Raw genomic sequence first — 19561 nt, 5'->3', positions numbered from 1 at the left:
CCATGCGGCAGAGCGAGCACCGCTTCGAGGCGGCGGGGCTTCAAGACGGCCCGCGCGGCGGGCCGGCCGGCGTGGCAGCGGCTTCGAGCATCAACGCATGTACGCATGCCTGGGGCAGATTGCCTCGCAACTGCCGCTGAGTCGAGGCCGGATTCTGCTGGACACGCTGTGCCCTCTCCGTCGTGGTCAGGCGACGCGGTAGCGCTCGGCGTCCTGCAAACGGAGTATCAGGCCGAGTCCCGGGGCCCCGGATGCCATGGGCCGCACCTGTCCACCGATCGGGCTGAGGGCCCCGTCGAACAGAAACTCCTCGATGCGTACGTGGTCGTGGAACCATTCCAGATGACGCAGATTGGGCACCGACGCGCCCGCGTGCGCATGAAGGTGCGGAGCGCAGTGGCCCGAGATCTGCAGCCCGTAAGCCTCGGCAAGGGCCGCGACCCTCAGCCATACGGTGATGCCGCCGCAACGTGTCACGTCGGCCTGCAGACAGTCCACCGCTCCGGCGGCGAGCATGTGCTGGAAGTAGGAGAGGGTGTAGCCGTACTCACCGGCCGTGATGTCCACGTCAGTTGCCGTCCGGATCCGCGCCAGTCCCGCGAGGTCGTCGGAGGACACCGGTTCCTCGAACCAGGTGACGTGGTGGGCGTCGAGGTGCGCGGTGAGACGGACCGCCTGTTTGAGGGTGTAGCCGCCGTTGGCGTCGACGTAGAGCTCGGCGTCGCTGCCGATGCTTCGGCGGGCCTGGGCGACGCGCTCGCGGTCCCGCTGCTCGTCCTGCCCCCACGACGCGCCGACCTTGATCTTGACGCGGGGGATTCCCTGCTCTTCTACCCAGTTGCGTAGCTGGCGGTCCTGCCGCTCGTCGTCGTACGTCGTGAAGCCTCCGCTGCCGTAGAGGGGAACGTCGTGGCCGCCGGAACCGAGCAGACGTATGAGGGGCAGCCCGAGCAGACGGGCCTTGAGGTCCCACAGGGCGATGTCGACGGCGGAGATGGCGCCCGCTATCAGACCGGGCCGTCCGGCGTTGCGTACAGCACGGTTCATTGCCTCGTTGGCGGCGGGTACGTCCCAGACGCTGCGGCCCCTCACGACCTGGGCCAGGTGCTCTGTCACGACACAGGCGGTGGCCGCAGCTCCGTAGGTGTAGCCGAGGCCCGTGACGTCCCCGGAACGAACCCGCACCAGGACCAGGGTTGTGGAACTCCAGGTGAGCGTTCCGTCGCCCTCGGGAGCATCGGTGGGGACCGTGTACACAGCGGTCTCCACGCTGTCCACCGCGGGTTCGGCCGGGAGATGAGTCACGGTTTGCGCGCGCCCTTCTTCCAGAGACCCGCTACGGTGCCCCGCCTGCGGCGTGCGAGCGCGCCCAGGGCTCCCGCGCCTATCGCGCCGGTGGCCGCGAGCGCCGTGGCGAGAACCGGGTGGCGGGCGAGTGCCGCTTGGGGAGAGCGGGCCGTCGAGTCGTCGTCGAAGATCCCGTGGGCGCCGAAGTCGTCGCCGGTCCGGTCGTCGGCAGGCCGCCACAGGTTGTCCGGCCGGTCGGCGCGTGCCGGTTCGGGTGTCTGCTGGGCGTCGAAGCCCGTCCGGGCGAGGTAGCGGTCGAGTGCGGCGGGGGCCAGTCGATTGGCCCAGATCGTCGCGAGGGTGGTGACACCGACGTAGCGCTGCTTGCGGCCGGGATGGTCGGCCGCGTGGAGTACGGCGCGGGCCGCGACTTCGGGCTGGTAGATCGGCGGGACCGGCTGGGGGTGCCTGGGCAGGCGTGAGCGGACCCAGGAGAACTGCGGTGTGTTCACCGCCGGCATCTGCACCATGGTGATGCGTACCTGGCTTCCCTGGTGGAGCAGTTCTGTGCGCACGGCCGAAGTGAAGCCGTTGACCGCGTGCTTCGCGCCGCAGTACGCGGACTGCAGCGGGATCGACCGTTCACCGAGCGCCGAGCCGACCTGGACGATCGCGCCGGCATCGCGCGGCAGCATCCGGCGCAGCGCCGCCCGGGTTCCGTGGACGAACCCGAGGTAGGTGACGTCGGTGACGCGCTGATACTCCTGCGCTCCGATGTCGGTGAAGGGCGCGAACACGGACGTGAAGGCCACGTTGACCCACACGTCGATCGGGCCGAACGCGCCTTCGGCCTGATCGGCCGCAGCCTCTACCTGAAGGGGGTCCGCCATGTCGGTGGGCACGGCCAGGGCCCTGCCGCCCGCCTCTTCGACGTCCGCGGCCGCGGCTTCCAGTCCCCTGCGGCCTCGTGCGAGGAGGACGACGTTCGCGCCGCGCTGTGCGAAGAGCCGGGCTGTGGCACGGCCGATTCCGGCACTTGCGCCGGTGATGACAACGGTCTGCGACATGACGGAATGCCTTACTCGGGGGGCGGGGGCGGCCTGAGCGACGATCCGGCTGAGGGGATTCAGAGGCGCCTCACCCCCCGTCCTGTGCGCCCGGCCGGTCGTCCCGGTGCCGGTGGCCGGGGAGCATCTCCTGCACCTTGGCCTTGATGCCCTGGCGGATCATGCCGGTGCGGTCGCTGTCTCCCTTCACGATGGCGGACGCGGCAGCCTCGATCTGGTCCAGGGACGCGTGCGGGGGAATGGGCGGAACGGCAGGGTCCGTACGGAACTCGACGATGTACGGGCGGTCGGCGGCCAGCGCCTGCTGCCACGCCTTTTCGACGTCACCGGGCTTCTCGACGCGCGTCCCGCCGAGGCCGATGGAACGCGCGAAGTCGGCGTAGGGGACATCGGGCAGCGCCTGGGACGGCAGGAACTGCGGTGCGCCGCTCATCGCCCGCATCTCCCAGGTGACTTGGTTGAGGTCCTGGTTGTTGAGGACGGCGACGATGAGCTGGGGGTTGATCCACTCCCGCCAGTACTTGGCCGCGGTGATGAGTTCGGCCAGGCCGTTCATCTGCATGGCGCCGTCACCCACGAGCGCGATCGCGGGCCGGTCGGGGTGGGCGAATTTGGCGCCGATCACATAGGGCACGCCGGAACCCATGGTCGCGAGGGTGCCGGACAGCGATCCGCGCATCGATCCGCGCATGCGCAGGTGACGCGCGTACCAGTTGGCGGCGGAACCGGAATCGGCCGTGAGGATCACGTCGTCCGGAAGCAGGGCGTCGAGTGCGTGGACGACGTACTCCGGGTTGATGGGATCGGCGTCCACTGCGGCGCGCCGCTGCATGACCTCCCACCAGCGTGCGGTGTCCTCCTCGATCTTCTCGCGCCACTTGTCGTGCTTCTTGCGTTCGAGCTGGGGGAGAAGGCGGGTGAGCGTCTCCTTGGCGTCACCGACGAGATTGACCTCGAAGGGATAGCGCAGACCGACCATGTACGGGTCGATGTCGATCTGCACGGCGCGGGCCTGGTCGAGGCCGGGCATGAACTGGGTGTAGGGGAAGCTGGATCCGATGACGAGCAGGGTGTCGCAGTCCTGCATGAGCTCGTACGAGGGCCGGGTGCCGAGCAGTCCGATCGAGCCCGTCACGTACGGGAGGGTGTCGGGGAGCGCGTCCTTGCCCAGGAGGGCCTTGGCCACCCCCGCGCCCAGGACGTCTGCGAGTTCCTCGACTTCGGCCCGGGCCCCGCGGGCGCCCTGCCCGATGAGGACGGCCACCTTCTCACCGGCGTTGAGGACGTCGGCGGCCCGCGCGATCTCGTTGTCGGAGGGGACAGGGGCGTAGGTGGCCAGGCCCAGGCTGGAAGGCACCATCTTGAAGGTGTGGGTGGGCGGTGCGTAGTCGAGCTCCTGAACATCGGCGGGGATGATGACAGCCGTCACGGTGCGCTTCGCGTATGCGGTGCGCATCGCGCGGTCGATGGCATTCGGGAGTTGTTGGGGGACGGTGACCATCGTGCAGAAGTCGGAGGCGACGTCCTTGTAGAGACTGAGCAGGTCGACCTCCTGCTGGTAGGAGCCGCCCATGGCGCTGCGGTCGGTCTGGCCGACGATCGCGACGACGGGTACGTGGTCGAGTTTCGCGTCGTAGAGGCCGTTGAGCAGGTGGATGGCGCCGGGCCCCGACGTGGCGGCGCAGACACCCACCTTGCCGGAGAACTTGGCGTAGCCGACTGCTTCGAAGGCGGCCATCTCCTCGTGCCGGGCTTGAATGAACTCGGGCTTGTTGTCGGCGCGTCCCCAGGCCGCGAGCAGGCCGTTGATGCCGTCGCCCGCGTAGGCGAAGACGTGTTCGACCTCCCACTCGCGCAGTCGCTGGAGAACGTGGTCGGCGACTTTTGTGGACACAGGATCAGCCTTTCCTCTGGGGTAGTTCGCTCTGGGGGAGAGCCGTGCCGGCGGAGAGTCACCTGCGCACGCGTCGGAGAACGACAGCCACCGTGACGGCGGCGGTGGCAGCGGTCGCTGCTGTGGCGACTGTCGCCCTGCGTCCGGACCGGGACGACACGTCCGGGCGGTGGGTCAGCTTCTCGGGATGGTCGGCGGGCAGCGGTCCGTCGAGGCCGAGCGCCAGAAGTTCCGCCAGGTGCAGGGCACGGCGCCCGGTGCCGCCCTGTTCGATCTGGGTGCGGCAACTGAAGCCGTCCGCAAGGATCACGGAACTCGGCGCACTGTGCCGGACAGCGGGCAGGACGCCCTGCTCGCCGACCTTCATCGACAGCTCGAAGTGCTCCCGCTCGAATCCGAAGTTGCCGGCCAGGCCGCAGCATCCCGCGTCCAGGACGTCTGCGTGGATGGCGGCGCGCCTCATGAGTTCACGGTCGGCGTCGTACTTTGTCACGGCGTGCTGATGACAGTGCGTCTGCACGACGGCCGCGCGGGCGAGGGCCGGTGGCCGCCAGTCGGAGGGGGCGTGGTTCACGAGCTGTTCGGCAAACGTGCGGAACTGCCGGGACAGCCGTACGGCGGCCTCGTCGCCCGGCAGAAGCTCCGGCGCGTCCGAGCGGAACACCGCCGTGCACGAAGGCTCCAGGCCGACGACCGGGGTGCCTGCCTCGATCCAGGGCCGCAGCACACGAAGGGTGCGGCCCAACACACCCTTCGCTGTGGCCAGTTGACCGGTGGATATCCAGGTGAGCCCGCAGCACACCGCCTGCGTGGGGACAGCGACCTTGAATCCCGCGTCCTCCAGCACGCGCACCGCCGACTTGGCGATCGCCGGGTGGAAGTACGTACTGAAGGTGTCCGGCCACAGCACCACCGTCCGTGGATCAGCGGGGTCCGGCTCCGGGACGGTGCGCGCCGTCCACCACTCGACGAAGGACTCCTCGGCGAACGCCGGCGCCTCACGCTCCGGAGCCAGGCCCGCGACGCGCTTGCCGATCCGAGCGAGCCCAGGCGCCCGTAGCGCCGCGTTGACAGCACACGGAGCGAGACGGGAGAGGCGGGCCCACACAGGCAGCCATCCCATCGAGTAGTGCGCGGCGGGCCGAAGGCGGCGGGCATAGTGGTGGGAGAGGAACTCGGCCTTGTACGTGGCCATGTCGACCCCGGTCGGGCAGTCCGACTTGCATCCCTTGCAGGCGAGGCAGAGATCGAGGGCGTCCAGGACCTCCATGGAGCGCCAGCCACCGGTCACGGGGGAGTCGGCGTGGCCCTCCAGCATCTCGAACAGCAGCCTTGCCCGGCCCCGGGTCGAGTGCTCCTCCTCGCCCGTCACCCGGTACGAGGGACACATGACGCCTCCCTTGTGGGAGCGACAGTTCCCGATACCGACGCAGCGCATGACCGCCCGGGTGAAGGAGCGATCGTCCTCCGAATAGGCGAAGTGCGTGTCGTGGGTCGTCGGCTGCCAGTGCGGCCCCAGACGCAGGTTGTCGTCGAGCCGGTTCGGCGCGACCACCTTTCCCGGGTTCATCCGGTTGTGAGGGTCGAAGACGGCCTTCATCTCACCGAATGCCGACACCAGCGCCGTACCGAACATCCGCGTCAGCAGTTCCCCGCGCGCCTGCCCGTCGCCGTGTTCCCCGGACAGCGAACCGCCGTAGGAGACAACCAGATCAGCCGCACGGAAGAGGAAGTCCCGGAACCTCGCCACGCCGTCGGCGCTCGTCATGTCGAAAGGGATACGAGTATGGACGCAGCCCTGCCCGAAGTGCCCGTACAGAGAGGGACGGCCGTAGCCGAACTCCGTGAAGAGCCCCTTGAGGTCCCGCAGGTACTCACCCAGGCGCTCGGGAGGCACGGCCGAGTCCTCCCAGCCCTCCCACGTGTCCCGCTCGTCGGGCGGCCGGGCGGTGACGCCGAGTCCCGCCTCGCGGGCCTTGAGCAGTTGGTGCTCCCGCGCGATGTCGTCGGAGAACGCCACGGAAGGGTCCTTCTCGCTGCGGCCCAGCGACTCGAGCAGGGCCTGGGCCTTTTCGTCGGCCTTGTCCCGGCTCTGCCCGCTGAACTGGACCAGCAGCCAGCTCTCGCCCTGCGGGAAGCGGTCCAGGGAGTCCAGGTAGGCGCTTTCCTCGCGCATCAACTGCGCCATTCGTCCGTCGAGCGCCTCCAGCAGCTCGGGGTCGCTGCGGGCCAAAATCCGTGGCACGTCATCGGCCGCCGCACAGATGTCGTCGTAGCCAAGGACCACCATGGCCTCGTACGGGGGAACGGGCACCAGGTCCAGCTCGGCGCGCAGCACTGTCACCAGAGTGCCCTCGCTGCCCACCAGGGCCCTGGCCACGTCGAAGCCGTTCTCCGGCAGGAGTGAGTCGAGGTTGTAGCCGGAGACGCGCCGGGGAATCTTGGGGAAGCCCTGGCGGATCTCGGCAAGGTGGCGTTCGACGAACTGCCGGAGCCCCCGGTAGAGGTCGACTTCCGACCCGCCCTCGGCGACGAGCTCCTCGAACTCCTCGTTCGAGGTGGGGCCCACCCAGCAGCGCGTTCCGTCGTAGGTCAGGATCTCCAGGCGACGTACGTTGTCCACGGTCTTCCCGTAGGCCTGCGCCGATCCGCCGCACGAGTTGTTGCCGATCATTCCGCCCAGGGTGCAGTGGCTGTGCGTGGCAGGTTTCGGACCGAACTTCAGGCCGTGCTGGGACACTTGCCGGTTGAGCTCGTCCAGCACGATTCCTGGCTCGACCACGCAGGTCCTGGCCTCGGGGTCGACCGACAGCAGCCGATGGCAGTACTTCGTCCAGTCGATGACGACGGCGGTGTTGGTGCACTGGCCGCCCAGGCTGGTTCCGCCGCCCCGTGACAACACGGGCACGTCGAATCCGGCGCACACCGAAACGGCCTCGGCCCCCGCCTCGATGCTGCGCGGCACCACCACTGCGATGGGCACCTGCCGATAGTTCGATCCGTCCGTGGCGTAGGCACCGCGCGTGCCCGCGTCGAAGAGCACCTCGCCTTCGACACGGCCACGCAGCGCCTCTTCCAGCGCCGTCAGGTCCGCCGGCGCGGCGACCTCGGTGGCAGCCGGTGCAGCCGCCCTGTCCACAGGTCGGTTCGGCGGCATGCCTTCATCCCTGTCCATGGGCTCGGACCTCCGGAAGCGCTCGACCGCCGGCGCGCATGAGCCGGACCGCACGGCCTCCCGCAGCGTGCAACGGGTCGTGCGAACACTGAGGCTCGGGTATCCCCGAAGCACGTGGAGAAACCTGCTCGGAGACCATTCATCCGCGGCCAGATCCTGCGCGTGACCACGCGCAAGAGGGGTACTCGCGACGAGGGCAACGCAGGGAGAACCTGCCTCGACGGGGCGGAATGGGAGAACGATGTGTCTGGGAGCGAGAAGGCCAAAGCCAAGAAGGAACAGATGAAGGGAAGGATGAAGGAAGCGGTCGGGCGCGTCACAGGGAGTCACGAGACGACGGCCGAAGGTCGTGGGGAGAAGATCAAGGGGTACGCGCGCCAGGCCAAGGAGAAGGCGAAGGACGCCTTCCACCGCTGAGGGAAACCAACTACTTCTGAGCCGGTCGCACGGCGCCGTGCGACCGGCTCAGGATGCCCCGTGACCCTGGGCCGGAGTGTGTGCCGCTGTTGCTGCCGTGTCGAATGTCCGAATGCGTGAGGGAAGGCGCCGGGGGTACTCGCCTGGCAGTCGGCCCCGTTGGGGGTGTACGGAAGGACGTCGTCATGGCTACTTCTCACGGCCCGGCTGCCCCGGTGCGGCCGCCGCAGCGGGGGGCGGACGCGGTCGTCCGTGCCGGCGACAACAGCGGTGGCGCGGTGAGCCGGCTCCCGGTCGGTGTGAAAGAGGAATATCTGCTGCTTGACGCCGACACCGGCCTACCGGCGCCGAAGGCGGATCAAGTGCGCGGCGCCGCCGGGCTCGAACCGATCGCGGAAGAACGTGAGATCCGGGCGGAGCTGACTCAGGCTCAGATCGAGGTGGTCACCCCGGGGTGCGCCGACCTCGACGAGGTGGGGGGTCACTTGCTGCGACTGCGCCACGCCTTGGGGCGCGCGGCGGAGAGCCGCGGCTGCCGTCTCGCCGCCTGTGCCACGCCGCCGCTCAAGGAGGTGGAGCCGCCGCCGGTGACGAACCTGCCGCGCTACCACGCCGTGCGTGCGACCTCTGCGCAGCTGGCGTCCGAGCAGTTGGTGTGCGGCATGCAGGTGAACGTCGCGGTGTCCGATCCGGAGATCGGCGTCGCCGTGTTGAACCGCATCCGGCTGTGGCTTCCGGTCGTCGTCGCCATGGCCGCCAACTCGCCCTTCTGGGCCGGACAGGACACCGGGTTCGCCAGCTGGCGGACGGTCGTGTTCGGGCGGTGGCCGGTGAGCGGTCCGTCGCCACACTTCGACGGCCTCGCCGACCATGAGCAGCGTGTCCAGCAACTCCTCTCCTGCGGCGTGATCACGGACTTGGGCCAGATCTTCTGGCAGGCCCGTCTTTCAAGCCACTCTGCGACCGTGGAGGTGCGCTGCCCGGACGTCCAGCTCCGGGCGGACGAGGCGGTCATGATTACCGGGATCGTCCGCGCGCTGGTCGCCACCGCGATCATGGACGGGGGCGCCCCCGTACCACCTTGCCCGCCGGAACTGCTGCAGGCGATGAACTGGCACGCTGCCCTCCACGGGCTCGGCGGATCGCTGGTGGACGCCGAAGGAAGACTCCGTAGCGTCGGGGACGTCTTGTCCCAGCTGACGGATCGCATCACGCCCGCACTCCTGGAGGCGGGCGACAACCGTGAGGTCGCCGCACTCATGCACCGCCTCCTGCGCGAGGGCACGGCCTCGGACCGACAGCGGCGTGCCTTGGAGGACGGAGACATGCGGGCAGTCACCGACATGATCATCGCCGAGACCACGGCGGACTGAGCGCTGATCGCCTCCGTCGGCTGAGGGCGCGCCGGCATGTGCGACATCCACGTGATGCGGTCCGGACAGATCTACTGCCGCCGCTCGGCCGTCCGCAGCCATATCGCGTCCGCGACTGCCGATTCGGAAACGCGCAATAGGGCAGTCGATACATGGATGGCTCTCACCTGCTTGGAAGGGGGCCCACCATGAACCACATGAATGCGGGGCCGCCGACCCATCCCTTCCCACCGAGCCCAAACCCGCTCCCGGCGCCCCCTACGCACCCTTTCCCGGTCGATCCCCACGCCCCGGCGCCGAAACCCCCGCCTGCGCCCGAACCGGATGGAGAACCCGGACCGCTTCCTCCACCGGCGCCTCCGTCCGGGGCTGCTCCCAGGCAATACATCTAGAGCCGAGATGGTCATCATGGGCACACCTCCCAACGATCCCGTGCCTCCCAATCCGACTCCGGCGCCCGGACCCGGACCGCAGCCCGGCCCGCTCCCCGGCCCCGTTCCCGCTCCGGGACCGGACCCCGTGCCGCCGGCGCCGCCACAGCCCGAACCCGACCCACAGCCACCACCCGCCCCGAGGCCCGAGCCGCATCCGGAACCGGGCCCCCTGCCCGGCCCGGTCCCGCCGCCTGAGCCGGTCACCTGACTGCCGCAGCGCACCGCCTGGACATGCAGGCGGCACTGCGGACGAGTGGGGGAGAGCTTCTGGTGCCCCTGCCCTATGGGACGGGCACGACCGCTCACTCGCTCATCACGGACGGGCGGATGATCACCACCGGGCAGGACGCGTGATGGGCGCACACATTGCTGACGGAGTCCAGCAGGAGACGGGCGAAACCGCCTCTGCCCCGGCTGCCCACGACCAGCAGCTCAGCCCCTTCGGACGCCTGGATCAGAACGCTGGCGGCGTTGCCGCGCACGATGCGCTGCTCCACTTCCACGGGGTCGTCTTCCCGGCTGACGACGCTGCGGATCTCGTCGGTCACCGCTTCCCTGATCTGCCCTTCGTCGAAGCCGGCCTCCACTGCTGGAGCCGACAACGCCGCTGTGCCGGGAATCTCGTAGGCCGCCACCGCGTCCACCGTCGCTCCGATGAGGCGCGCATAGCGGCACGCCCACTGCAGTGCCCCGGCCGAGTCCGCGGAACCATCGACACCCACCACGACACGTGGGGTCCGCTCGAGGCCGTCAGCCATGACCGATCCCTCCTTCGAGGCCCAAGTACCCGCACCTGCCGCCGGCAGTCGCAGAGAGTTGCCAGGCGGCGTACGTGGTGAAGCGATGGCGCGGATGTTCGTCGTCGGCGACTGGGTCGTACAGCGCTGGATCGAACGGTACTGATGCGGAGAACCTCATCCTGATGCGGGCGCCCGGACGGCGTCAGAACTCGAGATCGTCGGTGACCCGGATGTTGGCGCCCATGTTCCGTTCCATCATCCGCAGAGCCGCGTCGGCCAGGTCCTCGTGGATGTGGGCGACCGCGTCGCGGGGGACCGTGACGTCCAGGTGCCGGATGTGGGCGTCGAGCGCCGAATACAGGACGCACTGCTCGGTGACCTGCCCGCACAGCACGACATGCTCGATCCCCTGCTGCCTCAGGAGATAGCTGAGCGGCGTCTCGAAGAAGATGGAATGACGTGCCTTGACGACGAACAGCGACTCCTGGTCAGGGCCGAGAGGGCGGACGAGGTCGGCGTGCGGCCCCGCGAGAGCCGTTTCCAGGATCTCCCCGTGGTGGGACCGCCACTGCCCGAAGTTGTCGTTGGCGTAGATGACGGGAACATCGTGTCGGCGGGCGTTCTCGAGCAGCCTCACGATGGCGGGCAGAGCCTCCTCGGCAGCGGGGAGCAGCAGGTCGGCGTCGGCGTGGTCATACGTGTTGATCATGTCGATGACGATGACCGCGGTCTTTCCCATGACTTCTACTGTGCCGACAGTTGCCCCGGCTGCGCCTGTTCACGCGCCCGCGGTGCCCCCGTACAGGCGCTGACCGTGCCGCCCGTTCGTCACCACAGGAGCACGGTCAGCAGCGTGATCCCCGCCAGCGTGAACGCGACGTAGTCGCCCAGGTGGCCCGACTGGAGGCGGAGGAGGGGCGCGACCCACCTGGACGGTTCGTCGGACGCGGGTCGGCGCACCGCCGACCAGGCGAGAGCGAGTGCCAGTACCGAGGAGAGCAGGCCGAGGGCGACGCCGATGGCCGTCCAGTGCGGGGCGGGTGTGGCCGGCGGGGCTGCCGCCTCACCCGTAAGCAGGGCGGCCGCCCTATATCCGGCGTGGTCGGTGAACGCGTCGGACGCTGTGCGGACGGCCGGCCACAGAGCCGGCACCACCCCGACCGCCAGCGCACCCGCCAGGAGGAGCGCGGGCACGGCGAGCATGGGGTCCGGGATGCGCCGCAACCGCCCGCGTGTCTCCGGTTCCTCGTCCTTGCCGGTCGTGGTCTCCACGTCACCTGACGGGCGCGGCCCCCAGCCCAGGAAGACCCGCGCCGAGGCCCGCAGCACCGCTCCTCCCGTGAGTGCGGAGGCGATGACGAAGACGACGGTCGGCCACGCCCCGGCAGCCTCCTCGGAGACTGCCTTGCCCAGGCTCGTACCGAAGGGCGGCAGCCCGGCGAGTGCCAGACCACCGACCGTGAAAAGGGCGCCCACGACAGGGAGTTGGCGGCCCTGGCCGTGCAGCTCGTGTTCATCGACGCTGCTGAAACGATCGAGGAGGATGCCCGTACAGGCGAAGAGCCCGGCTTTCGCTCCCGCATGGGCGAGTACGTAGAGGATGGTCCCGTCGAGGCCCTCCGGAGTGAGGAGCGAGATCCCGATGAGGAACAGCCCCGTGTGGGAGACGCTGGAGTAGGCGAGCAGTCGCTTGAGGTGGCGTTGTTGCCAGCACATCACGGCGCCCACGAGGGCCGTCACCACGCCCAGGGTGAGCAGCGCGCGGTGCACGTCGGGCCCCGGCACGCCACCGGGGCCCGCGAACACGGTCCAGTAGACACGTCCCGTGCCGTAGACGCCGAGCTCGACCATGACGCCTGACAGCAGGAGGCAGACGGGCGTCGGCGCGACGGCATGTGCATCGGGAAGCCAGAACTGGAACGGCACCGCCGCCGCCTTGATGAGGAGCCCGGTGACGACCAGGACGAAGGCGGCCAGGACCAGGGCGTCGGGGCGGGCGTCGTGCGGGTGCGCGTCGAGGCGGCCGCCGATCTGCGCGAGACCGAGCTCGCCCGTGCGTCCGTAGAGCAGACCGATGCCGAGCAGAGTGGTGTAGCCGCCGAGGGAGTTGACGATGCCGAACGTCAACGCGCCCTGTACCGCCCGGGCTTCCTCGACCCGGTAGCCGGTCAGGGCGTAGGCGACGACGCCCATGAGTTCGAAGAAAACGAACGCGTTGAAGAGGTCGCCGGTGAGGACGAAGCCGCACATGCCCGCCTGGAACAGCAGAATGAGCGCGGGGAACGAGCCCGCGTGCTGGTGCGGGGGTTCGTCGAAGTACCGCCACGAATAGGCGAGTGCCGCGACCACGAGGGCGGAGACGAGCGCGGCGAGACCGACGCCGACGCGGTCGCCGACGAGCACGATTCCCACGCTCACCCCGTTGCGGGGCCGCCAGCCGCCCATCCATTCGACGGCACGCGAGCCCGCCGACGGCGCCCGTACGAGGACTGCGACGGCCCACGCGGCCGCTCCCGCGGAGAAGATGAAGCCCATCACCTCGGCGGCGAACCTGGGCAGCCGCCGGCCCGCCGCGACCAGGAGCGCCGCACCGAGGAGCGGTGTGGCCACGATCAAGGGCAGCAGCTGTGGGGCTGTCATCCTCGTAGCTCCGACAGTTCGTCCGGGTCGACGGTGCCGTGCCGTTTGGCGGTCTGGATGACGAGGGCGAGCAGCAGCGCGGTGACGGTGGCGCCCACGACGACGTCCGTCAGGGTGAGCGCCTGGACGACCGGGTCGACGACGGGGCGGGACCCGGGCGTGATGTCGGAGAAGACGGGAGCGGTGCCGCCTCGCCGGTAGCCCACCGCGAGCAGCAGTACGTATGTCGAGCTCTGGCACACGGAAAGGCAACCGACCGCGTGGATGAGGTTGCGGCTCGTGGCCAGCCCGTAGCAGCCGACCAGGAAGATCCAGCCCGCGGTGAGATAGGGCAGCACACTCACGACCGGCCGCCCTCCCCGTTCTTTCGCCCGGTCCCGGCCCGACCGTGGCTCTCGATCTCCAGGGCCTGGTCGAGGAACCGGGCGAGCAGCACGACGATCGCTGCGGCCACCTCCACACCGATCGCGGCGTTCAGGAGCGGGACGGTTCCGCCGGAGGACAGGGTGTTGAACGTGCCGTACGGCAGGAAGTTGTCCAGGAACGCCGACCCGGCCAACAGCCCCGCCGCGCCGAGCAGGACGTAGGCGGCCTCGCCCGCGGCGTCCGCGACCGCGTACGCGGCCGCCGGTCGGATGCGTTCCAGCGCCTTGTAGTCGACGGCGACGTAGAGGAGGTGCAGGGCGGTCGCCACGATGACGCCGCCCTGGAAGCCACCGCCAGGGCTCAGCTGGCCGTGCGCGATGACGTAGAGGCCGATGAGCAGGGTGACGGGGAGGGCGATCAGCGCGTAGCGGCGCACGGGCGGGTCGACGTGGACGGTTTCGGGCGGTTCGGTGTGCTCGTCGCGTGTCTCGCGGAGCAGGACGACGGTGCCGAGGACGGCGGTGAACAGGATGGATTCCTCGCCGAGGGTGTCGAAGGCGCGTTGGTCGAAGTTGACGGAGGAGATGACGTTGGCGGTGTGCCGCGCGAGGGCACTTCGGACGGCGCGCTCGCCGTAAGGATGCGAGCGGCCTCCGAAGTGGGGCATGTCGAACGCGGCGCAGGCGAAGAGAACGGCCACACCGAGACCGCCCGCCAACAGCAGCCACAGCCGGGCCTTCCTGCTCACTCGGACCGTCCTTCCCGGCCGCCACGCCGACTCCTGCCGCGCACCTTGCGGACGGCGAGCAGGAGCATCAGCGGCGTCATCGCGGAGCCGACCGCGAGCTGCGAGAGCGCCACGTCCGGAGCCTGCAGAACGGTGAACAGGACCGCGAACGCGAGCCCGAGCAGGGCCAGCACGAGCGCCTGACGGGCCGGGTCGCGCGTCAGGACGGCGGCTGTCGCGGCGGCGACGACGAGCGCGAGCGCCAGGGCGACAAGAAGGTCAGCCATCGTGTGCCTTCCGTGACATGGACACCTTCCTCGACACCGCCCGGCCCGCGACGGTGTTACCCGCAATCAGCAGCGCCCCGATGACCAGCAGTTTCACGAGGGCGCGGCCCGGCCCCGTCGCCACGCAGAGCGGCAGGATGACGAGCGCCGGGGCGGCCACTGCGAGGCCCGTCATGATGCGCGTGACACGGACCGTGGGCGGTTCGGCGGCCAGCTCGTCGGCGAGCAGACGTGCGTAGACGAGCGTTCCGGCCGGCCCGAGGACCGCCAGGGCGAGTGCCAGATCGATGTACGAGGTGCGGGCATAGCCCTGCGCGAGCAACAGCATGACCAGGCACACGAGGAGCGTCGCGAGGTTCTGCGCGACGACGCGGCGCCGGACGGGCCCGGTGGTCGCGCCCCAGAGGGCCGGGGCCACACCGAGTGCGAGCAGGGCTGCGGCCGCGACAAGCCAGGCGTTCATGGAGTCCGCTCTGGCCCAGGGACACCACCGTCGGGAAGGAGGCGTTGGATGACGAACGGGATGACGAATTGAAGGGCGAGCCGAGGGGCGAATCGAAGGATGAGTTGAAGGGGGACGCCAAGGGCGGAACGCGGGGGCGAATGGGGCTTCATGACGACTCGCTCCGCCTGGCCGCGGCGAGGCGCGCCGCGCGCGCGGCGAAGGCTGCGCAGAGAGCGGCGGACGAGCCGACCACCCACTCCAGAAGGTCGACGCGGGAGACCAGCACGAGCCAGAGCCCCGTCAACACCAGCCACCAGCCGACCACTTCAGCTGACCCGCGCACTGCCGCAAAGCCCGCGCCGGCACGAACCATGAGTCCACCTCCCGCCGCACCGGGTGCCCGGCCGCCAGGCTCTCATGCAGCTGTGCGACGCCGCGTCAACCTGGCCGGTGACGGCGTCAACGGTGCGCGCAGCGCGCTGCGGCAGTCCCGCCGGGCTCGGGCCGAGGAAGATGAACCAGCGGGTCCTGGCCGGCTCCCGCTCGAACACCGGAGGAGCGGATCGGACGGCTGCCTTCGGCCTCCATCACCTGCATCCGGGTGAGCCGGGCCGAGGACCTGGCCGAGCGTGTCAGCCGGGCCTTCGCCACGCCGGGACCGGTCCTCGTGGACGTTCTCACCAACCCGGAGGAGATCGCCGTGCCCGCCAAGCCGACCGTCCAGCAGGGCTGGGGCTTCGCCATCGCCAAGATCCGCAAGAACCTCACCCGTCCCGGCGGACGCTGACCTCAGACCCGGGAAACCGGGGCCCCGACACGTTTCGGCGGCGTGAACGAGGCCACCCGGACCCCGACCGCCGAGAGATCACCCAGCGGGAGGGCGGAGCAGGAAAAAGCGCCGAATGAGCAGAAAAGCCGCAGGCTGGATGTGGACCGGTACGCCCACGTATCTGCCGATAGGCCGCGAAGCTGCCCCGCCGTGTCTCTCTGTAGCAGTGGGCCCGACCTCGCGGGGCGCCGAACACACCGATCGAAAGGCACACGTTGCTCATGAATGACGTCACAGGCAAGGCGACCACCACGGATGCCGGCGGTCCGGTCGAGAGCGACGAACACTCGCTCACCGTCGGCGCCGGTGGCCCGATCCTCCTGCAGGACTCCTATCTGATCGAGCAGATGGCGCAGTTCAACCGGGAGCGCATTCCTGAGCGGCAGCCGCACGCCAAGGGCAGCGGCGCCTTCGGCCACTTCGAAGTCACCGGAGACGTCAGCGCCTACACGAAGGCCGCGGTCTTCCAGCCGGGCACACGCACCGAGCTGGTGATCCGGTTCTCGACCGTCGCCGGCGAGCGCGGGAGCCCGGACACCTGGCGTGACCCGCGCGGATTCGCGGTGAAGTTCTACACCACCGAGGGCAACTACGACATGGTCGGGAACAACACCCCGGTCTTCTTCGTGAAGGACCCGATGAAGTTCCAGCACTTCATCCGCTCCCAGAAGCGCCGTGCGGACAACAACCTCCGCGACCACGACATGCAGTGGGACTTCTGGACCCTCTCACCCGAGTCCGCGCACCAGGTCACGTGGCTCATGAGCGACCGGGGCATCCCGCGCTCCTGGCGCCACATGAACGGCTACACCTCGCACACGTACATGTGGATCAATGCGCAGGACGAGCGGTTCTGGGTGAAGTACCACTTCAAGACCGACCAGGGCATCGAGTTCTTCACCCAGGACGAGGGTGACCAGATGTGCGCGGTCGACACCGACTACCACACCCGGGATCTCTTCGAGCACATCCGGGACGGCGAGTATCCGAGCTGGACGCTGAACGTGCAGGTCATGCCGTACGAGGATGCGGCCACCTACCGCTTCAACCCGTTCGACCTGACCAAGGTGTGGCCGCACAGGGACTACCCGCTGATCGAGGTCGGCAGGATGACCCTCGACCGCAATCCCACGGACAATCACGCCGAGATCGAACAGGCCGCGTTCCAGCCCAACAACTTCGTCCCCGGCATCGGCCCCAGCCCCGACCGCATGCTGCTGGCGCGACTCTTCTCCTACGCCGACGCGCACCGTCACCGCATCGGCGGCAACTACCAGCAGCTTCCGGTCAACGCTCCCATCGCGCCGCTGAACACATACTCCAAAGACGGAGCCATGGCGTACCGCAATACCCAGGACCCGGTCTACGCCCCCAACTCCAAGGGTGGCCCGGCAGCCGACACGGACCGTTACGCGCCGCCCACCTGGCACGCGGACGGCGACATCACGCGCGCCGCGTACGTCGACCATGCCGATGACGACGACTGGGGCCAGCCGGGCACGCTGGTGCGCGAGGTCCTTGACGACGCCGCGCGCGACCGTCTCGTGGACAACGTCGTCGGGCACCTGCTCAACGGGGTGAGTGAACCCGTTCTCGCCAGGGCCTTCGAGTACTGGTCCAACATCGACAAGTCCGTCGGCGAGCGCATCCAGAAGGGCGTGCGCGCCAAGGCGGACGAGAAGGACCCCAAGGCGACGGAGCAGGCCAACCCTGCCCGGAGCAGCATGCAGCGCAAAGCCTGAGCGGGCTTCCAGCGATCCTGCGACTGGCACGCCTGAGCCGGAGTGACAGGACAGTGTGAACCACCGACGAAGCGCAGTTCTTTGAATCACCAGCCGACGCGGAGGAGGAGCCTTCGGCGGGCGGATGGGCGACGGCGGTGGACCACCCCCAGGGCCTTTCCGGCGGATCTTGCCGGGAAAGGCCCTGGGCCGTGCCTGCCTACGACTCCGACCGACATGTGCAGCCACGTGTGCTCGACCTGCGGACACCGTGACGGGCCCAAATCCTCAGGAAGCCGTACCGCGCGGCGGCACAGCAGCCCGTGGGACGGCCAGAATCCTCGGGCTTCAGCCCGAGGTGCATGTCAAGCATCAGAGCGTTCGCCAGCGGGCGCCGGCCCAGGAGAACACCCCGAAAGCCACTAGGCCTACCGCGATGAACACCAGGAGCCAGGGACCGACAGGTGTATCCGCGAAAGAGCGCAGAGTGTCGTCCATACCTTTGGCCTTGCCGGGCTTGTGCTGGACGGCCGCCGTGAGGGCGAAGCCGCCCGCGACAGCGAAGGTGACGCCCCGAACCGTTCCGCCGAACACCCCAAGCACAGTGACCATCTGACGGGTCTTCGGTGACACCCGGGACATCTGCAGGTGCTCTTGGAATTTGCGCCGGAGGGCCCTCACTACGATCCATACACCGGCCGCGGCCACCGCGGCTCCGGCGATGGCGACGATCCACTGGCCTGCCGGCCAATCCAGGGCCTTCGCCGTGACGTCGCGGGAGTTCTCGTCCGAGTTTCCGCTCCCGCTGCGCTTGTCGCCGGCGGCGTAGGACAGCACGGAGTACGAGACGAATCCGTAGAAGACACAACGGCCTCCGGCCATCGCCCGCTTGCTCGCCCTCTTGCCATCGGGCCCTGCCTGGCCAAACGCAGCCCCGGACAGCCTCCACAGGGCCATACCCGCCAGGGCTGTGCCGAGCAGCCAGAGCAGAGCGGCACCGAAGGGCTTGCCCGCGATCTCGGCGACGGCTCCGCCCCGGTCCGCCTGCTTGCCACCGTCGCCCGAGAAGGAGATCCGCAGCGAGAGTACGCCGATCAGGACGTAGATGATGCCGCGAGCGACGAAGCCTGCACGGGCTGCCGCCGCAACTGCCGTGCTGTTCGCGGCGCGTTGCGCCTGACCGCGTCCGCGTGCCGCTGCCGATCCAGGAGTCATATCCACCGCCTGCCCCCGCTGGAGGAGCCGACCCCTGGCACATTCCCGAGTCGTGCCTTCCTCACTTACGCAGAGTCCCCTCGAAGGGTCAATGGAAGGGGGTGTCCGTCTGATTAGAGGTACTCGGTCGGGTAGAGACGGAGGTCGGCGGCGTCCCTGACTGGAGAGATGACAGGAAGAGCAACGTGGTGACGCTGCTGTGCAACGGAGTTGGGGTGTTCGCCGCGAGTCTTTGCCGCCTGTTACGTCGGCGGAGCAAGCTCGGCGAAGGCAAGGGCGTGGATTGCCGGCGCATGGGCCGCAGAGAGACGGGCACACGGACCTAGCACGGCAGAGACCCAGTGGCCGCAAGATTCGCGGGTGGCAGGGCTTTGGCCCCCTCCCGGCTACGCAGACGGGGGGAAGCAGATGCCGCAGGCCGAACAGAAGGCCGGCGCATACCGACAAGACTTGATGAGAGGAACACCCATGATTGTCCTCGGCGCCATTCTGCTCGTAATCGGCCTGTTGGTCGATATCTCGTTGCTGACGACGGTCGGCGGCGTCCTCGTTGTCGTCGGTGCAGTCTTGTGGATCCTCGGCGCCAGTGGGCGCACCGTGGGGGGACGTAGGCACTACTTCTAAGGATGTGTCGATCGGTGTCCGCGTGGACGCCAGCACCATGCACCCTTAGGGCAGGCGGGGGCCCTGCGGAACGCGAAGGTCCGCAGGGCCCCCGCCTGCGTCTCCCGTGCGTCCTTGGCCGCTTCCTCTCTCCGCCGATTCGGCGTGCGTCAGGGTTCTGCGCCAGGGCGTCGCGCTCCCGCGCGGCCGGCCCATCGCGGACGCCAACGGAACCGAAGAGGGCCGGTGTGACCCATGGCCGTTCGAGGGGATGTGACACCTCGGCCGGAAATATTGGACGACGAGTTGTTGACACTGATCGAACCGTTGTGGTTTCGACG

At 69.1% G+C, this 19561-nt stretch carries 18 protein-coding genes and 1 pseudogene; 6 read left to right on the top strand and 13 right to left on the bottom strand.

Annotated features, from left to right (window positions below; genetic code table 11):
- Positions 1-186 precede the first annotated feature (186 nt).
- The 4 genes from ACY0PA_RS06270 to ACY0PA_RS06255 form a co-directional block, all read right to left on the bottom strand.
- A complete protein-coding gene (locus ACY0PA_RS06270) occupies positions 187-1305 on the bottom strand; it encodes an enolase C-terminal domain-like protein (protein WP_473083728.1) in 1119 nt (372 codons plus the stop codon).
- Positions 1302-2354 (bottom strand): SDR family oxidoreductase, encoded by a 1053-nt coding sequence (locus ACY0PA_RS06265; protein ID WP_473083727.1) that lies wholly within the window; start codon positions 2352-2354, stop codon positions 1302-1304. Before ACY0PA_RS06265 ends, ACY0PA_RS06270 begins: the two co-directional genes overlap by 4 nt.
- 70 nt (positions 2355-2424) lie before the next feature.
- Complete coding sequence (locus ACY0PA_RS06260) at positions 2425-4248, bottom strand: thiamine pyrophosphate-requiring protein (protein ID WP_473083726.1); 1824 nt, start codon at positions 4246-4248, stop codon at positions 2425-2427.
- Between the two features lie 58 nt (positions 4249-4306).
- Positions 4307-7405 carry an FAD-binding and (Fe-S)-binding domain-containing protein gene (locus tag ACY0PA_RS06255; protein WP_473086248.1) on the bottom strand — a complete coding sequence of 1033 codons (3099 nt, stop codon included), beginning with the start codon at positions 7403-7405 and terminating at the stop codon, positions 4307-4309.
- A gap of 180 nt (positions 7406-7585) precedes the next feature.
- Here ACY0PA_RS06255 and ACY0PA_RS06250 point away from each other — a divergent pair, with 180 nt between their 5' ends.
- Positions 7586-7840 (top strand): CsbD family protein, encoded by a 255-nt coding sequence (locus tag ACY0PA_RS06250; RefSeq protein ID WP_473083725.1) that lies wholly within the window; start codon positions 7586-7588, stop codon positions 7838-7840.
- Between the two features lie 278 nt (positions 7841-8118).
- The gene (locus ACY0PA_RS06245) at positions 8119-9213 is read left to right on the top strand and encodes a glutamate--cysteine ligase (RefSeq protein WP_473086247.1); all 1095 of its coding nucleotides are present in this window, start codon (positions 8119-8121) and stop codon (positions 9211-9213) included.
- A 736-nt stretch (positions 9214-9949) separates the two neighbouring features.
- Here the strand turns inward: ACY0PA_RS06245 and ACY0PA_RS06240 are convergent.
- Positions 9950-10405 carry a universal stress protein gene (locus ACY0PA_RS06240; protein ID WP_473083724.1) on the bottom strand — a complete coding sequence of 152 codons (456 nt, stop codon included), beginning with the start codon at positions 10403-10405 and terminating at the stop codon, positions 9950-9952.
- On the opposite strand from ACY0PA_RS06240, the gene ACY0PA_RS06235 reads away from it, so the two are divergent.
- Positions 10404-10550, top strand: a complete 147-nt coding sequence (locus ACY0PA_RS06235; protein ID WP_473083723.1) for a hypothetical protein — start codon at positions 10404-10406, stop codon at positions 10548-10550. The genes ACY0PA_RS06240 and ACY0PA_RS06235 overlap by 2 nt on opposite strands.
- A 39-nt stretch (positions 10551-10589) precedes the next feature.
- Here ACY0PA_RS06235 and ACY0PA_RS06230 read toward each other — a convergent pair whose 3' ends face one another.
- From ACY0PA_RS06230 to ACY0PA_RS06200, 7 genes are all read right to left on the bottom strand, one after another.
- Positions 10590-11126, bottom strand: coding sequence for a cysteine hydrolase family protein (locus ACY0PA_RS06230; RefSeq protein ID WP_473083722.1), 537 nt, complete (start codon positions 11124-11126; stop codon positions 10590-10592).
- An 89-nt stretch (positions 11127-11215) separates the two neighbouring features.
- Positions 11216-13027: a complex I subunit 5 family protein gene (locus tag ACY0PA_RS06225; protein WP_473083721.1), complete on the bottom strand. Its 1812-nt coding sequence runs from the start codon at positions 13025-13027 to the stop codon at positions 11216-11218.
- Positions 13024-13371, bottom strand: a complete 348-nt coding sequence (locus tag ACY0PA_RS06220) for a sodium:proton antiporter (RefSeq protein ID WP_473083720.1) — start codon at positions 13369-13371, stop codon at positions 13024-13026. The genes ACY0PA_RS06225 and ACY0PA_RS06220 overlap by 4 nt, the downstream gene beginning before the upstream one ends.
- Entirely contained in the window at positions 13368-14141 is a 774-nt protein-coding gene (locus ACY0PA_RS06215; protein ID WP_473083719.1) for an MnhB domain-containing protein, read from the bottom strand. The genes ACY0PA_RS06220 and ACY0PA_RS06215 overlap by 4 nt, the downstream gene beginning before the upstream one ends.
- Positions 14138-14407 (bottom strand): hydrogenase subunit MbhD domain-containing protein, encoded by a 270-nt coding sequence (locus ACY0PA_RS06210; protein WP_454398260.1) that lies wholly within the window; start codon positions 14405-14407, stop codon positions 14138-14140. Before ACY0PA_RS06210 ends, ACY0PA_RS06215 begins: the two co-directional genes overlap by 4 nt.
- Positions 14400-14870, bottom strand: a complete 471-nt coding sequence (locus ACY0PA_RS06205) for an MrpF/PhaF family protein (RefSeq protein WP_473083718.1) — start codon at positions 14868-14870, stop codon at positions 14400-14402. The genes ACY0PA_RS06210 and ACY0PA_RS06205 overlap by 8 nt, the downstream gene beginning before the upstream one ends.
- Positions 14871-15018: 148 nt before the next feature.
- Entirely contained in the window at positions 15019-15225 is a 207-nt protein-coding gene (locus ACY0PA_RS06200) for a hypothetical protein (protein WP_473083717.1), read from the bottom strand.
- 222 nt (positions 15226-15447) lie between these two features.
- Between ACY0PA_RS06200 and ACY0PA_RS06195 the strand changes: the two are divergent.
- A pseudogene (locus ACY0PA_RS06195) lies at positions 15448-15639 on the top strand (thiamine pyrophosphate-dependent enzyme); the annotation flags it as partial.
- A 263-nt stretch (positions 15640-15902) separates the two neighbouring features.
- Positions 15903-17423 carry a catalase gene (locus ACY0PA_RS06190; RefSeq protein ID WP_473083716.1) on the top strand — a complete coding sequence of 507 codons (1521 nt, stop codon included), beginning with the start codon at positions 15903-15905 and terminating at the stop codon, positions 17421-17423.
- A gap of 351 nt (positions 17424-17774) precedes the next feature.
- On the opposite strand, the gene ACY0PA_RS06185 is transcribed toward ACY0PA_RS06190, so the two are convergent.
- Positions 17775-18617: a DUF1206 domain-containing protein gene (locus tag ACY0PA_RS06185; protein WP_473083715.1), complete on the bottom strand. Its 843-nt coding sequence runs from the start codon at positions 18615-18617 to the stop codon at positions 17775-17777.
- 468 nt (positions 18618-19085) lie between these two features.
- Here ACY0PA_RS06185 and ACY0PA_RS06180 point away from each other — a divergent pair, with 468 nt between their 5' ends.
- Positions 19086-19241, top strand: a complete 156-nt coding sequence (locus ACY0PA_RS06180; protein ID WP_473083714.1) for a DUF6131 family protein — start codon at positions 19086-19088, stop codon at positions 19239-19241.
- The last annotated feature ends 320 nt before the right edge of the window (positions 19242-19561 follow it).

It is taken from the genome of Streptomyces sp. DS1-CR2 (assembly GCF_055760475.1).
This window is presented reverse-complemented; position numbering and strand designations above follow the sequence as displayed.

Excerpts from the sequence above, each read along its gene's own strand:
- ACY0PA_RS06180 (WP_473083714.1), top strand. The coding sequence starts at position 19,086 with ATGATTGTCCTCGGCGCCATTCTGCTCGTAATCGGCCTGTTGGTCGAT.
- ACY0PA_RS06265 (WP_473083727.1), bottom strand. The coding sequence starts at position 2,354 with ATGTCGCAGACCGTTGTCATCACCGGCGCAAGTGCCGGAATCGGCCGT.
- ACY0PA_RS06225 (WP_473083721.1), bottom strand. The coding sequence starts at position 13,027 with ATGACAGCCCCACAGCTGCTGCCCTTGATCGTGGCCACACCGCTCCTC.
- ACY0PA_RS06185 (WP_473083715.1), bottom strand. The coding sequence starts at position 18,617 with ATGACTCCTGGATCGGCAGCGGCACGCGGACGCGGTCAGGCGCAACGC.
- ACY0PA_RS06230 (WP_473083722.1), bottom strand. The coding sequence starts at position 11,126 with ATGGGAAAGACCGCGGTCATCGTCATCGACATGATCAACACGTATGAC.
- ACY0PA_RS06205 (WP_473083718.1), bottom strand. The coding sequence starts at position 14,870 with ATGAACGCCTGGCTTGTCGCGGCCGCAGCCCTGCTCGCACTCGGTGTG.
- ACY0PA_RS06255 (WP_473086248.1), bottom strand. The coding sequence starts at position 7,405 with ATGCCGCCGAACCGACCTGTGGACAGGGCGGCTGCACCGGCTGCCACC.
- ACY0PA_RS06190 (WP_473083716.1), top strand. The coding sequence starts at position 15,903 with ATGAATGACGTCACAGGCAAGGCGACCACCACGGATGCCGGCGGTCCG.
- ACY0PA_RS06240 (WP_473083724.1), bottom strand. The coding sequence starts at position 10,405 with ATGGCTGACGGCCTCGAGCGGACCCCACGTGTCGTGGTGGGTGTCGAT.
- ACY0PA_RS06200 (WP_473083717.1), bottom strand. The coding sequence starts at position 15,225 with ATGGTTCGTGCCGGCGCGGGCTTTGCGGCAGTGCGCGGGTCAGCTGAA.
- ACY0PA_RS06210 (WP_454398260.1), bottom strand. The coding sequence starts at position 14,407 with ATGGCTGACCTTCTTGTCGCCCTGGCGCTCGCGCTCGTCGTCGCCGCC.
- ACY0PA_RS06235 (WP_473083723.1), top strand. The coding sequence starts at position 10,404 with ATGACCGATCCCTCCTTCGAGGCCCAAGTACCCGCACCTGCCGCCGGC.